The organism is Streptomyces sp. NPDC058662 (assembly GCF_042716255.1).
Taxonomy (GTDB): domain Bacteria; phylum Actinomycetota; class Actinomycetes; order Streptomycetales; family Streptomycetaceae; genus Streptomyces.
Genome location: NZ_JBHXRU010000020.1, coordinates 1 through 12,013, shown reverse-complemented (window position 1 = coordinate 12,013; position 12,013 = coordinate 1). Strand labels below are relative to the sequence as shown.

At 73.6% G+C, this 12,013-nt stretch carries 10 protein-coding genes; 3 read left to right on the top strand and 7 right to left on the bottom strand.

The features are described from left to right. Window positions 1–86 precede the first annotated feature (86 nt). Window positions 87–1,376 carry a diaminobutyrate--2-oxoglutarate transaminase family protein gene (locus ACFWUQ_RS10415; RefSeq protein ID WP_384535600.1) on the bottom strand — a complete coding sequence of 430 codons (1,290 nt, stop codon included), beginning with the start codon at window positions 1,374–1,376 and terminating at the stop codon, window positions 87–89. Window positions 1,377–1,751: 375 nt separating this feature from the next. Here ACFWUQ_RS10415 and ACFWUQ_RS10410 point away from each other — a divergent pair, with 375 nt between their 5' ends. Continuing rightward, window positions 1,752–2,924, top strand: coding sequence for a trypsin-like serine peptidase (locus ACFWUQ_RS10410; RefSeq protein ID WP_384535598.1), 1,173 nt, complete (start codon window positions 1,752–1,754; stop codon window positions 2,922–2,924). A 122-nt stretch (window positions 2,925–3,046) separates the two neighbouring features. Here the strand turns inward: ACFWUQ_RS10410 and hflX are convergent, their stop codons facing one another. From hflX to miaA, 6 genes are all read right to left on the bottom strand, one after another. Continuing rightward, window positions 3,047–4,552, bottom strand: coding sequence for a GTPase HflX (gene hflX, locus ACFWUQ_RS10405; RefSeq protein WP_384535596.1), 1,506 nt, complete (start codon window positions 4,550–4,552; stop codon window positions 3,047–3,049). 189 nt (window positions 4,553–4,741) lie between these two features. Beyond that, a complete protein-coding gene (locus tag ACFWUQ_RS10400) occupies window positions 4,742–6,211 on the bottom strand; it encodes a M1 family metallopeptidase (protein WP_384535593.1) in 1,470 nt (489 codons plus the stop codon). Between the two features lie 171 nt (window positions 6,212–6,382). Beyond that, the gene (locus tag ACFWUQ_RS10395) at window positions 6,383–8,464 is read right to left on the bottom strand and encodes a RelA/SpoT family protein (RefSeq protein ID WP_384535590.1); all 2,082 of its coding nucleotides are present in this window, start codon (window positions 8,462–8,464) and stop codon (window positions 6,383–6,385) included. Between the two features lie 139 nt (window positions 8,465–8,603). Then, on the bottom strand, window positions 8,604–9,479 hold the full coding sequence (gene dapF / locus ACFWUQ_RS10390) for a diaminopimelate epimerase (protein WP_384535588.1): 876 nt from the start codon (window positions 9,477–9,479) through the stop codon (window positions 8,604–8,606). 128 nt (window positions 9,480–9,607) lie between these two features. Next, the gene (locus tag ACFWUQ_RS10385; RefSeq protein WP_384535705.1) at window positions 9,608–10,204 is read right to left on the bottom strand and encodes a hypothetical protein; all 597 of its coding nucleotides are present in this window, start codon (window positions 10,202–10,204) and stop codon (window positions 9,608–9,610) included. 132 nt (window positions 10,205–10,336) lie between these two features. Continuing rightward, window positions 10,337–11,275, bottom strand: coding sequence for a tRNA (adenosine(37)-N6)-dimethylallyltransferase MiaA (gene miaA / locus ACFWUQ_RS10380; protein WP_384535586.1), 939 nt, complete (start codon window positions 11,273–11,275; stop codon window positions 10,337–10,339). A gap of 164 nt (window positions 11,276–11,439) precedes the next feature. Here miaA and ACFWUQ_RS10375 point away from each other — a divergent pair, with 164 nt between their 5' ends. After that, on the top strand, window positions 11,440–11,652 hold the full coding sequence (locus ACFWUQ_RS10375) for a gliding motility protein (RefSeq protein WP_384535583.1): 213 nt from the start codon (window positions 11,440–11,442) through the stop codon (window positions 11,650–11,652). A 23-nt stretch (window positions 11,653–11,675) separates the two neighbouring features. Further along, window positions 11,676–11,921, top strand: coding sequence for an antitoxin (locus ACFWUQ_RS10370; RefSeq protein WP_384535581.1), 246 nt, complete (start codon window positions 11,676–11,678; stop codon window positions 11,919–11,921). Window positions 11,922–12,013: the final 92 nt, after the last annotated feature.

The following is a 12,013-nucleotide window of genomic DNA, read 5'->3' as shown; positions in this document are numbered from 1 at the left end:
CGGGCGGGGTGGCCGCGAAGGGGGTGGCCCGGGGTGGGGTGGGGGTGGGGTGGGGGTCGGGCATCGCGGGTCCTTCGGGATGCGGGTCAGGGGAGGCTGCGGGCGGCGGCCGGGATGGCGTCGGCCAGGCGGTCGAGTACCGCGAGGGCCTGCTCGTCGGTCAGGGTCAGCGGGGGCAGCAGGCGCACCACGGCGGAGTGGCGGCCGCCGAGTTCGACGATCAGCCCCCGGTCCAGGCACTCCTGGCGGACGGCCGCGGCGAGGGCCGGGGCGGCGGCGCCGGTGTCCGGGGCGGCGAGTTCGACGCCGAGCATGAGGCCCCGGCCCCGTACGTCGCCGACGCACGGGTGGTCCCGGGCCAGGGCCCGCAGGGCCGTCAGCATCCGCTCGCCCAGTACGGCGGCGCGTTCCGCCAGCCCGTTCTTCCGTACGAAGGCGAGCGTGGCGGTGCCCGCCGCCATCGCCAGCTGGTTGCCGCGGAAGGTACCGGCGTGGGCGCCCGGGGCCCAGGCGTCGAGACCGGCCCGGTACACGATCACCGCGAGCGGCAGGCTGCCGCCGATGGCCTTGGACAGGACCATCACGTCGGGCACCACGCCGGCGTGGTCGACCCCCCAGAACGCCCCGGTGCGGCCGACTCCCGTCTGCACCTCGTCGGCGATGAGCGGGATCCCGCGCGCCTCGGTGATCTCCCGCATCCGGCGCAGCCAGGCGTCGGGGGCCGGCACGACCCCGCCCTCCCCCTGCACGGGTTCGAGGATCATCCCGGCGGGTGCGGGCACGCCGCCCTTGGGGTCGTCCAGCAGGTTCTCCGTCCACCTGGCGCCGAGTTCGGCGCCTTCCGCCCCGCCGACGCCGAATGGGCAGCCGTGGTCCCGGGGGTACGGCAGCCGGGTCACGCGCACGTCGGGTGCGCCGCCCGAGGCGCCGAGGGCACCGGCGGTCATGCCGTGGTACGCCCCGGTGAAGGCGAGCAGCCCGTGCCGCCCGGTGGCGGTGCGGACGAGCTTGAGGGCGGCTTCGACGGCGTCCGTCCCGGCGGGCCCGCAGAACTGGATGCGGGCGTCGGCCGCCAGAGCGGGCGGCAGGTTCGTGAACAGCTCGGTGGTGAAGGCGTCCTTGACCGGGGTCGCGAGGTCGAGGACGTGCAGCGGGGCCCCCGAGTCGAGCACTCCCCTGATGGCTTCGAGCACCACCGGGTGGTTGTGGCCGAGGGCGAGGGTGCCGGCGCCGGAGAGGCAGTCGAGGTAGCGCCGCCCGTCGGCGCCCTCGATGGTCAACCCCCGCGCCCGCACCGGCACGATGGGCAGCGATCGCGCGTACGTCCGCGCGCCGGACTCCCGTTGTGCCTGGCGGCGCAGGATGCCGTCGCGCACGGAGCCCGCGGAGCCCGCGGCCGCAGCGGGGCCACCGCCGGCACCGGCACCCCCACCGGCAGCGTCCTCAACAGCGGCAGAAGCAGCGGCAACCTCCGCCGGCTCGGTCAAAGCCACGAGTGTCGGACCTCCCGCACGATTCGCCCCACGGTCTGCTGCGCTCTTCCCGATCGCGCCTCGAACACGCACACTGCTCCCCCATCCCCCGTACGTACCAACGACGGTGACGGCGGGGGATCACGGGTGACTCCAAGATCCTTGTGCCGCAAGGGCCCTGAGCCCGGAACCGCCGCCCCGGCCTGTGTCGTCCTCGGCGGCAGCGGCATAGTGGTGAGCTGCACTCCATGCCTCGAATCCACCAGGGGGACGAACGACATGCGACCGAACCGACCGGTCACCGCGCTCCTGTGCGCGGCCGCGCTCGCGCTGACCGCCGCGGCCTGCGGCCCCGGCGACGGGGAGGCCGGCGGCGACGCCAAGCCGACCGTGGCGGCGAGCCTCCCGTCCGGGGTGGACGGGATCAAGATCCCGGACCAGCTCAAGGACAAGCTCAAGGAGCACGGCATCGACCTGGAGAAGTGGCGGGGCGGCGCGTGGAAGGACTGGAAGAGGGAGGACTGGCTCCGCGAGGCCGGGGACTACGTCAACCCGGTCATCGAGGGCCTGTGGGACCCGGACCGGATGCGTGACGCCGAGCAGCCGCAGCGCCCGGTCGTCGACCCCGACGCGGGCAGGGACCAGGGCGTCACCGACCCCGCCCCCGCGGCGATAGCCGCCAAGCCGGTGAGCGCGCCGTACCACGGCAGCGTGCCGGAGGCCGGCAAGGTCTTCTTCGACGGGCCCGAGGGCTCGATGGTCTGCTCGGCGACCGTGGTCAAGGACCCGGCCCGCCCCGGCAAGTCCAACATGGTGTGGACGGCCGGGCACTGCGTGCACGCGGGCAAGTCCGGCGGCTGGTACCGCAACATCGCCTTCGTCCCGTCGTACAACAACGCGGGCAAGCCCGCCGCGCAGCTCAAGGGTGCCCCCCGCGACCAGGTCGCCCCGTACGGCGTGTGGTGGAGCGACTGGGCGCAGACCTCCGACCAGTGGATCGCCACGGGTGGTCCCACCGGCGGCGCGGGTGCCCCGTACGACTTCGCGGTGCTGCACGTGGCTCCCGAGGGCGGTGGCAGCAAGTCCCTGGAGGAGACGGTCGGTTCGGCGCTCCCGGTGGAGTTCAACGGCGCCGCTGTCCCGAAGGTCGCGAAGATCACGGCGACGGGCTACCCGGCGGCGGCCCCGTTCGACGGGCAGAAGGCGTACCAGTGCGCCGACAGGCCGGGCCGGCTGTCGCTCAGTGCGAACGACCCGGTGATGTACCGCATCGGCTGCACCATGACCGGCGGTTCCTCGGGCGGTGGCTGGGTCGCGGCGGGTGCCGACGGCAAGCCGGCGCTGGTGTCGAACACCTCGATCGGCCCGGCCAAGGCGGGCTGGCTGGCCGGGCCCCGGCTGGGTCCGGAGGCGAAGGGCATCTTCGACGCCGTCAGCGGCAAGTTCAAGTAGTCGCCGAGGCGGGCCGGCGGCTCCGGCTCCGCCCCGACGGCGCACGACTGGGGCCCCCGCAGGTGCGGGGGCCCCAGTCGTGTGCTGCGTCCGCCGCCGGCAGTGGGCGGGCGGCGGGCGCGTCAGCGCTTGGCGAGCGCGTACGGAGCCAGGTCCGCCGCGAGCTCCTGGTGGACCCGGGCCTTGAGCAGGGTGCCCTCCGCGGTGTGCTCCTCGGAGATCACCTCGCCCTCGGCGTGCGCCTTGGCGATCAGCGAGCCGAGCGTGTACGGCACCAGGGCCTCCACCTCGACCTCGGGCCTCGGCAGCTCGGAGTCGATGAGCGCGAGGAGTTCCTCGATGCCCATGCCGGTGCGTGCCGAGACGGCGATGGAGTGCCGCTCGATCCGCAGCAGCCGCTGCAGGACGAGCGGGTCCGCCGCGTCCGCCTTGTTGATCACCACGATCTCGGGCACGTTGACCGCGCCGACCTCGCGGATGACCTCGCGGACCGCCGCCAGCTGCTCCTCCGGCGCCGGGTGCGAGCCGTCCACGATGTGCAGGATGAGGTCGGAGTCGCCGACCTCCTCCATCGTGGAGCGGAACGCCTCGACGAGGTGGTGGGGCAGGTGCCGGACGAAGCCGACGGTGTCGGCCAGGGTGTAGACCCGGCCGCTCGGCGTCTCGGCCCGGCGCACGGTCGGGTCGAGGGTGGCGAACAGTGCGTTCTCCACCAGGACGCCCGCGCCCGTGAGGCGGTTGAGCAGCGAGGACTTCCCGGCGTTGGTGTAGCCGGCGATGGCGACCGAGGGGACCTTGTTGCGGCGTCGTTCCTGCCGCTTGATGTCGCGGCCGGTCTTCATGTCCGCGATCTCCCGGCGCATCTTCGCCATCTTCTCGCGGATCCGGCGCCGGTCCGTCTCGATCTTGGTCTCACCGGGGCCTCGGGTGGCCATACCGCCACCGCCGCCGCCGCCCATCTGCCGGGACAGCGAGGCACCCCAGCCGCGCAGTCGCGGCAGCATGTACTGCATCTGCGCGAGCGCGACCTGGGCCTTGCCCTCTCGGGACTTGGCGTGCTGGGCGAAGATGTCGAGGATCAGGGCGGTCCGGTCGACCACCTTGACCTTGACGACGTCCTCAAGGGCGATGAGCTGGCCGGGGCTGAGCTCGCCGTCGCAGACGACGGTGTCCGCCCCGCTCTCCATGACGATGTCGCGCAGTTCCCGCGCCTTGCCGGAACCGATGAAGGTGGCCGGGTCGGGCTTGTCCCGGCGCTGGATCACGCCGTCGAGTACGAGGGCACCCGCCGTCTCGGCGAGGGCGGCGAGCTCCGCGAGGGAGTTCTCCGCGTCGGTCACCGTGCCGGAGGTCCAGACACCGACGAGGACGACGCGCTCCAGGCGGAGCTGCCGGTACTCGACCTCGGTGACGTCTTCGAGCTCGGTGGAGAGGTTGGCCACGCGGCGCAGGGCCGCGCGCTCGGAGCGCTCGAACTGCTCGCCGTCCCGGTCTCCGTCGATCTCGTGGCTCCAGGCGACGTCCTCTTCCATCAGGGCATCGGCCCGAAGGCTCTCGGTGAAGCTCGGCGAGTCCGGCACGTCCTGTGCGTCCCGCGCGTCCTGGGAAGGGGAAGAAGAGGAGGTCATTGGATCCTTACATCGATTCGTATGGGGCCGCGGCGGCCGGTGGCACCGGGCGCCACGGTGCCGGTGGATACACCCGGCACGCTGTCACGTCCAACGTGTCACACCGCCGGGGGATTCCCCGAACGGGCCTGTCGATGGTGACATGCCCGTTCCCGGCCCGTCACACCCTTTTCCCCGTCCCTCGGGCCCTCATCCGGCCTTCCGCGCGGGGGCCGGGGCGGCGGCCGGGCCGCCCCACTCCGGGTGCCCGGGCATCGCGGGGGTCGTCTTCCCGTACAGCCAGGGCTCAAGGAAGGCCTTGAGGTCGCGCCCCGCCTCCTGGGAGGCCAGGCGGACGAAGTCGTCGGTGCCGGCGACGCCGTCGCGGTGCTCCGTCACCCAGCGCCGCTGGATCCGGTCGAAGGCCTCGGCCCCGATCTCCTGGCGCAGGGCGTACAGGACCAGGGCGGCGCCGTCGTAGACCACCGGCCTGAACAGCCCGATCTTCTCGCCGGGCGCGGCGGCCTTCGGGGCGGCCGGGGGGCCGCCCGCAGCCCGCCACTGGTCGGAGCGCTGGTACGCCTCGCGCATCCGCCGCTCCAGGGAGTACTTGCCGAGCCCGTCGGCGTAGAGGGCCTCGTACCAGGTGGCGTGGCCCTCGTTGAGCCACAGGTCGGACCAGGTGCGGGGGGAGACGCTGTCGCCGAACCACTGGTGGGCGAGCTCGTGCACCATCACGGACTCGACGTACCACTCGGGATAGCCCTCCCCCGAGAACAGGCTGTGCTCGAAGAGCGAGAGGGTCTGCGTCTCCAGCTCGAACCCGGTGGTCGCCCGAGCGATCAGCACTCCGTAGTTCTCGAAGGGGTAGCGGCCGACCCGCTCCTCCATCCACGCGACGTGCCCGGCGGTCTTGCGCAGCCAGGGTTCCAGCCGCTTGCGGTCCGCCGCGGGCACCACGTCGCGCAGGGGCAGGCCGTGCGGGCCGGTGCCGTGGACCACGGCAGAGCGGCCGATGGAGACCTGGGCCAGCTCGGTGGCCATCGGGTGCAGGGTCCGGTACGTCCAGGTGGTCCCGGCGGCCGTACGGGGGGCCGGGAGCGCCGCCGGGACCCCGTTGGTGACGGCCGTGAGCCCGGCCGGGGCGGTGATCCGGAAGGTGAAGAACGCCTTGTCGGCCGGGTGGTCGTTGCAGGGGAAGACGCGGTGGGCGGCGTCCGCCTGGTTGGCCATGGCCAGGCCGTCCTCGGTGGGCACCCAGCCGCCGTCGCCGCGTCCGCGCGGGTCGCTGGTGTGCCGGACCGTGATGCGCAGCGGGGATCCTTCAGGGATCGCGCGCTCGGGGGTCAGTACGAGGTCCTCCCCCGCGCTCTCGAACCGCGCCGGCCGGCCGTTGACCTCGGCGGAGGCCACGGTGCCGTGGGTGAAGTCGAGGTTGACGCGCTCCAGCGGGCGCAGGGTGCGGGCGTCGATGACGGTGACCGCCTGGAGCGGCGTCCGGTTGTCCTTGTACGTAAAGGAGAGGTCGTACGCGAGGACGTCGTAGCCGGGATTGCCGAGCTCGGGGAAGAGACGGTCTCCGATGCCCAGGGGCTGCGGCGGCGGCAGTACGGCGGCGACGAGGGTGAGGGAGGCCGTCGCGAGCAGGGCGGCGCGCAGGCGGGGGGAGGTGAGCTGCATCCACCATCGCTTACCAGCGCGGGCCGCGCCGCCGCGCACGGCGCGCGCCGGGGCCACTCGAACGGGGTCCTCCGGCGTTGACCCGGCGTCCTTGCGGCGTAGGCGCCCGAGCGCTCGGGCGGTCCGTACCGGCGCCCCGCGTTTGGCGCCTCGCGTCGGGCGCCCCGGGCCTCAGGCCCGGCTGACGTCGTACACGCCGGGCACGTCGCGCATCGCCCGCATCAGCGCCGGCAGTCCCGCCGCGTCCGGCAGCTGGAGCGTGTAGCTGTGCCGGACCCGCTGCTCCACCGGGGCCTCCACGGTCGCGGACACGACCTCGACCCCCTCGCGGGCGATGGCCTCGGTCAGGTCGGCCAGCAGATGGGGCCGGCCGAACGATTCGGCGACCAGGGAGACGCGGCAGTCCGCCGTGGCCCGCCAGTGCACGGTGACGGAGGTGCGGCCCACCGCGCGCATGCGGTCCACGGCCTCGCACTGGACCCGGTGCACGGTGACGGTTCCGCCCCGGACCACGAATCCGGCGACCGCGTCCGGCGGGACGGGCGTACAGCACCCCGCCAGCCGCACGGCGGCGTCCGGCAGGTCGGCGACGGCGTTGCCCCCGCCGCCGCGGGCCCCGACCACGGACAGCGGCGCCCGCGCGGCCGTGGTGGTGGCCGCCGCCCGGTCGGGGTGGGTGTCCAGCCAACTGCTGATGGCGATCCGGGCGGCCGGGGTCCGCGCGTGGTCCAGCCACTCGACGGCGGGTCCCGAGGAGGCGTCCTGGGCGAGCAGGAGCTGCACGGTGTCCCCGTCGGCCAGGACGGACGACAGGGAGGTGAGGCGCCCGTTGACCCGGGCGCCGATACAGCCGTGGGCGGCTTCGCCGTGCTGCGCGTAGGCGGCGTCGATGCAGCTGGCTCCGGCGGGCAGGCCCAGGGTGCCCCCGTCCGCCCGGAAGACGGTGATCTCGCGGTCCTGCGCGAGCTCGGCGCGCAGGACGCTCCAGAAGGTGTCGGGATCAGGAGCGGACTGCTGCCAGTCCAGCAGCCGCGACAGCCAGCCGGGGCGCGTCGGGTCCACCCGTTCCTCGTACGGGTCCGCCGCCGCGTCCGGCGCCGCGGCGGCGTACGGGTTGCCGAGCGCCACGACCCCGGCCTCCGCGACGCGGTGCATCTGCCGGGTCCGGACGATGACCTCGGCGACGTACCCCTCGGGGGTGGCCACGGCGGTGTGCAGCGACTGGTAGAGGTTGAACTTGGGGACGGCGATGAAGTCCTTGAACTCGGAGACGACCGGGGTGAAGCAGGTGTGCAGCTCGCCCAGTACCCCGTAGCAGTCGGCGTTCTCACCGACCAGGACGAGAATCCGGCCGAAGTCGGAGCCGCGCAGTTCGCCGCGCTTGAGGGAGATGCGGTGCACGGACACGAAGTGGCGGGGGCGGACCTGGACCTCGGCGGCGATGCCGGCCTCGCGCAGGACGCCCCGTACGGCGTCGGCGACGGCGGGCAGCGGGTCGCGGTCCCCGGCGTGGGCGGCGATGAGGGCGCGGGTGCTCTCGTACTCCTCGGGGTGCAGGATCGCGAAGACGAGGTCTTCCAGCTCCGTCTTGAGGGCCTGCACGCCGAGGCGTTCGGCGAGCGGGATGAGCACGTCCCGGGTGACTTTGGCGATGCGCTCCTGTTTCTCGGGGCGCATGACACCGAGGGTGCGCATGTTGTGCAGCCGGTCGGCGAGTTTGATGGACATCACGCGGACGTCGTTGCCGGTGGCGACGAGCATCTTGCGGAAGGTCTCGGGTTCGGCGGCGGCGCCGTAGTCGATCTTCTCGACCTTGGTGACGCCGTCGACGATGAAGCAGACCTCGTCGCCGAACTCCTCGCGGACCTGATCGAGGGTCACGTCCGTGTCCTCGACGGTGTCGTGGAGGAGCGAGGCCGTCAAGGTGGTGGTCTCGGCGCCCAGTTCGGCGAGAATCAGGGTGACGGCGAGCGGATGTGTGATGTACGGCTCACCGCTCTTGCGCATCTGGCCCCGGTGCGAGGTCTCCGCGAGGAGGTAGGCCCGCCGCAGGACGGACAGGTCCGCGTCCGGATGGTGGGCGCGGTGCGCCTCGGCCACGTGCCCGATCGCGTCCGGAAGTCGGTCGCGGGACGTCGGGCCGAGCAGCGCGGCGCGCCCGAGCCGGCGCAGATCGAGCCTGGTCCGGCCCCGTCTGCTGAGCTCGGGGCGCACGTCGGGATGTGCTTCGGGGTTCGTGGCCTCTGCACTCATGGGCACCTCCGGCGGCTTCGACCGGCGGTGGTGGGCGTGGGTGAGCCCTCAGGGCCGGTGCCTGATGTTACCGACCCCACCACGTGGCGCAGTCCACCTCTCGCTGAGCGTGAAACGGATCACCCATTGGAGGGAAGCTTCAGCCGAAAGCCGTTTCGGTGAGCCAGGCCGTGTCGAACTGCCCGGCGGCCACGATCACGGCGGGTCCGGTCATGTCGATCGCGCCGTCGGGGTGCTCGGTGATGACGAGCGTCCCGCCGGGGAGGTCGACGGTGTACGTGGCCGGCTCGCCGGTGGCGGCGGGGTCGGCCCCGTCGCGGCGGATCGCGGCCACGGCGACGGCGCACGCGCCGGTGCCGCAGGAGCGGGTCTCGCCGGATCCGCGCTCGTGGACGCGCATGGCCACGTGCCGGGGGCCCCGGTCGACGACGAACTCGACGTTGACGCCGGTCGGGTAGGCGGAGGCCGGGCTGCAGGGCGGGGCGGTGAGCAGGTCTCCGGCGTCGTCGAGGCTGTCGACGAAGGCCACGGCGTGCGGGTTGCCCATGTTCACGTTGCGGGCGGGCCAGGAGCGGTCGCCGACGCTGACGCTGACCTCGCCCTCGGGGAACGCGGCGCGGCCCATCGACACGGTGACGTCACCCGTCTTGTCGAGGTGCACCCGCTTGACGCCGCCGCGGGTGGCGACCGCGAGGTCGCCGGGCTCCACGTGGCCCGCGTACTGGAGGTAGCGGGCGAAGACGCGGACGCCGTTGCCGCACATCTCCGCCACGGAGCCGTCGCTGTTGCGGTAGTCCATGAACCACTCGGCCTCGTCGGCCAGGTGCGCCGCCTCGGGGTGCGCGGCGGAGCGTACGACGTGCAGCACGCCGTCCGCGCCGATGCCGGCGCGCCGGTCGCACAGCTTCGCGACGGCGGAGGCGGGCAGCTCGACGGCGTTGTCCGGGTCCGGGACGATCACGAAGTCGTTCTCGGTGCCGTGGCCCTTGAGGAAGGAGAGGCTGGTCTGCGTCACCCGCCCATCGTAGCCAGGCCCTGCTCAGCGGGCCGGAGCGGTCCACCGGTCGGTCGTACGGGGCTCCCGGGCCGCGGGCGCCTCAGCCCGGCCGGGCTGGGCGCGCCCGCGGCCCGGGAGCGGGCGCCTCAGCGCAGCCGGGCGACCCGGTAGACGGCGAGGGCCACGAGCGCGGCGGCCGTCAGGGCGTAGAGCGCGGCGATGCGCCAGTCGGGGCGGCGACCGCTCCCGCGGGCCGGGAGGCCGGGCCAGGTGTAGCCGACGCGGCGCGCCGCCATCATGCCCCAGCCGGCGGCGCAGCAGCTGATGAGGAAGCCGAGCATGGCGACGACGGCTCCGCCGTCACCGAACTCGAAGGCGAGCGGGAAGGCGAACATCAGCGAACCGGAGGCGGCGAGCATCACGATGGGGGCGATCTGCCACAGCCGCAGGCGGCGCTGCGGACGGAGCTCGACCTCGAACTCGGCACCGGCCGCGACCGCCGCGGACTCCGGGGCGTCCGGGCCGTCGGGGGTCAGGCGCGCGGGGTCGGCGGGCAGCCCGAGCCCGTCGGGGGCGTCCGGGCCGGCGACCGCGTCCGGGCCGCCGGGGCCACCGGAGCTGCTGAGCCCACCGGGGCTGCTGAGCCCACCGGGACCGCCGGGGCCGCCGGAGCCGCCCAGAACAGTCGGGTCCGCTTCTCGCCGGGTGTCGTCCCGCCCGGTGTCACGAGGGCCGGCCTCCATCGCCACGCGCCCTCCCCACTTAGGACTTCGTACGCCGCGTTCACCGCCGGTGGCGTCACCGGCTGGAGTTTGATGATGGCACGTCGCCGACCCCCGAACGGGCGCGCGGGGCGTCCCGATGCCATCACGTGATCAGGCTGTGACCGCTCGTTCGACCAACGACTGCGCGAGTCCGGGGAGTTCTTCCCGGTCGGCGGCGGCGCCGCTGAGCCAGTGCACGCGCGGGTCCCGGCGGAACCACGAGTCCTGGCGGCGGGCGAAGCGCTTCGTGGCCCGCACGGTCTCGGCCCTGGCCTCGTCCTCGGTGCACTCCCCCGCCAGCGCGGCGAGCACCTGCTGGTAGCCCAGCGCCCTGGAAGCGGTGATTCCGTCACGCAGCCCGCGGGCCTCAAGCGCGCGGACCTCGTCCACGAGGCCGTCGTCCCACATCCGGTCCACCCGCCGCGCGATCCGCTCGTCGAGTTCCGGGCGGGCCACGTCGACGCCGATCTGCACGGTGTCGTAGACGGAGTCGTGGCCGGGCAGGTTCGCGGTGAACGGCCGGCCGGTGATCTCGATGACCTCCAGCGCGCGGACGATGCGGCGGCCGTTGCTCGGCAGGATCGCGCGGCCGGCGGCCGGGTCGGCCGCGGCGAGCCGGGCGTGCAGGGCGCCGGAGCCGCGGAGGGTCAGCTCCTCCTCCAGCCGGGCGCGGACCTCGGGGTCGGTACCGGGGAACTCCATGGCGTCCAGGGCCCCGCGCACGTAGAGGCCGGAGCCGCCGACGAGGACCGGGGTGCGGCCCTCGGCGAGCAGCTTGTCGATCTCCAACCGGGCCAGGCGCTGGTACTCGGCGACGTTGGCCGTGTCGGTGACGTCCCAGACGTCGAGGAGGTGGTGCGGGACGCCGCCGCGCTCCTCGGTCGTCAGCTTGGCGGTGCCGATATCCATCCCCCGGTACAGCTGCATGGAGTCCGCGTTGACGACTTCGCCGTCGAATCGGCGGGCCAGGGCGACGCCCAGGTCGGACTTTCCGGCCGCGGTGGGACCGACGACGGCGATGACCCGCGCTGCGGGGGCTGCTTTGCTCACGGCCCCAGTCTCGCAAACGCCGGGGCGTGTACCCGATCGGGTGACGTGACGAGGTGGCGTCGGGGTCGTTGCCCTGGCGAGGTTCCGGCCGGGCGCACGACCGGCGGAGGCCGGTCGGGCCAAGCCGGAACTTCACCCGCGCGAGTAACGTTATGGGAGTAGACATGGGCGTTTTTGATCGGTTTTTTCGTCGTAAGGACGAGGCTGCGACCGAGGAGGTCGCGGCCGAGGCCGTGACGGCGGAGTCCGCCGGGTCCGGAGAGGCCGAGGGCGGTGCGGTTGCGGCGGGGGGCCCGGCGGAAGCCGTGGAGATCCCGAAGCAGCAGTCCGCCGACGTGGCCGCGGACAGCGAGGCCGGCGAGGGCGCCCGTACGTAGCCACCGCCACTGGAAGGTGACCCATGGGTCTGCTGGACAATCTGAAGGCCAAGCTCGCACCGGCGAAGGACAAGGTCGGCGACCTCGCCCAGCAGCACGAGGGCAGGATCGGCGAGGGTCTGGAGAAGATGGCCAAGGCCGTGGACTCCAAGACCAAGGGCAAGTACAGCGGCCAGATCACGAGCGGCACGGGCAAGGCCAGGGATGCCCTGGGCAAGATCGCGCACAAGGACACTCCCGGCGGGCCGACGCCGCCGGCGGCCTCCTGACGCGGTTGCCGAATGGGGGGGGGGTGGGCGTGTGACCACCCCCCAAGCGCAGGCCCGCCGGGCACCCGCGCCGCCAAATATGCCACCCCCCA

Excerpts from the sequence above, each read along its gene's own strand:
- ACFWUQ_RS10395 (WP_384535590.1), bottom strand. The coding sequence starts at position 8,464 with ATGAGTGCAGAGGCCACGAACCCCGAAGCACATCCCGACGTGCGCCCC.
- hflX (WP_384535596.1), bottom strand. The coding sequence starts at position 4,552 with ATGACCTCCTCTTCTTCCCCTTCCCAGGACGCGCGGGACGCACAGGAC.
- ACFWUQ_RS10410 (WP_384535598.1), top strand. The coding sequence starts at position 1,752 with ATGCGACCGAACCGACCGGTCACCGCGCTCCTGTGCGCGGCCGCGCTC.
- ACFWUQ_RS10375 (WP_384535583.1), top strand. The coding sequence starts at position 11,440 with ATGGGCGTTTTTGATCGGTTTTTTCGTCGTAAGGACGAGGCTGCGACC.
- ACFWUQ_RS10400 (WP_384535593.1), bottom strand. The coding sequence starts at position 6,211 with ATGCAGCTCACCTCCCCCCGCCTGCGCGCCGCCCTGCTCGCGACGGCC.
- ACFWUQ_RS10385 (WP_384535705.1), bottom strand. The coding sequence starts at position 10,204 with ATGGAGGCCGGCCCTCGTGACACCGGGCGGGACGACACCCGGCGAGAA.
- ACFWUQ_RS10370 (WP_384535581.1), top strand. The coding sequence starts at position 11,676 with ATGGGTCTGCTGGACAATCTGAAGGCCAAGCTCGCACCGGCGAAGGAC.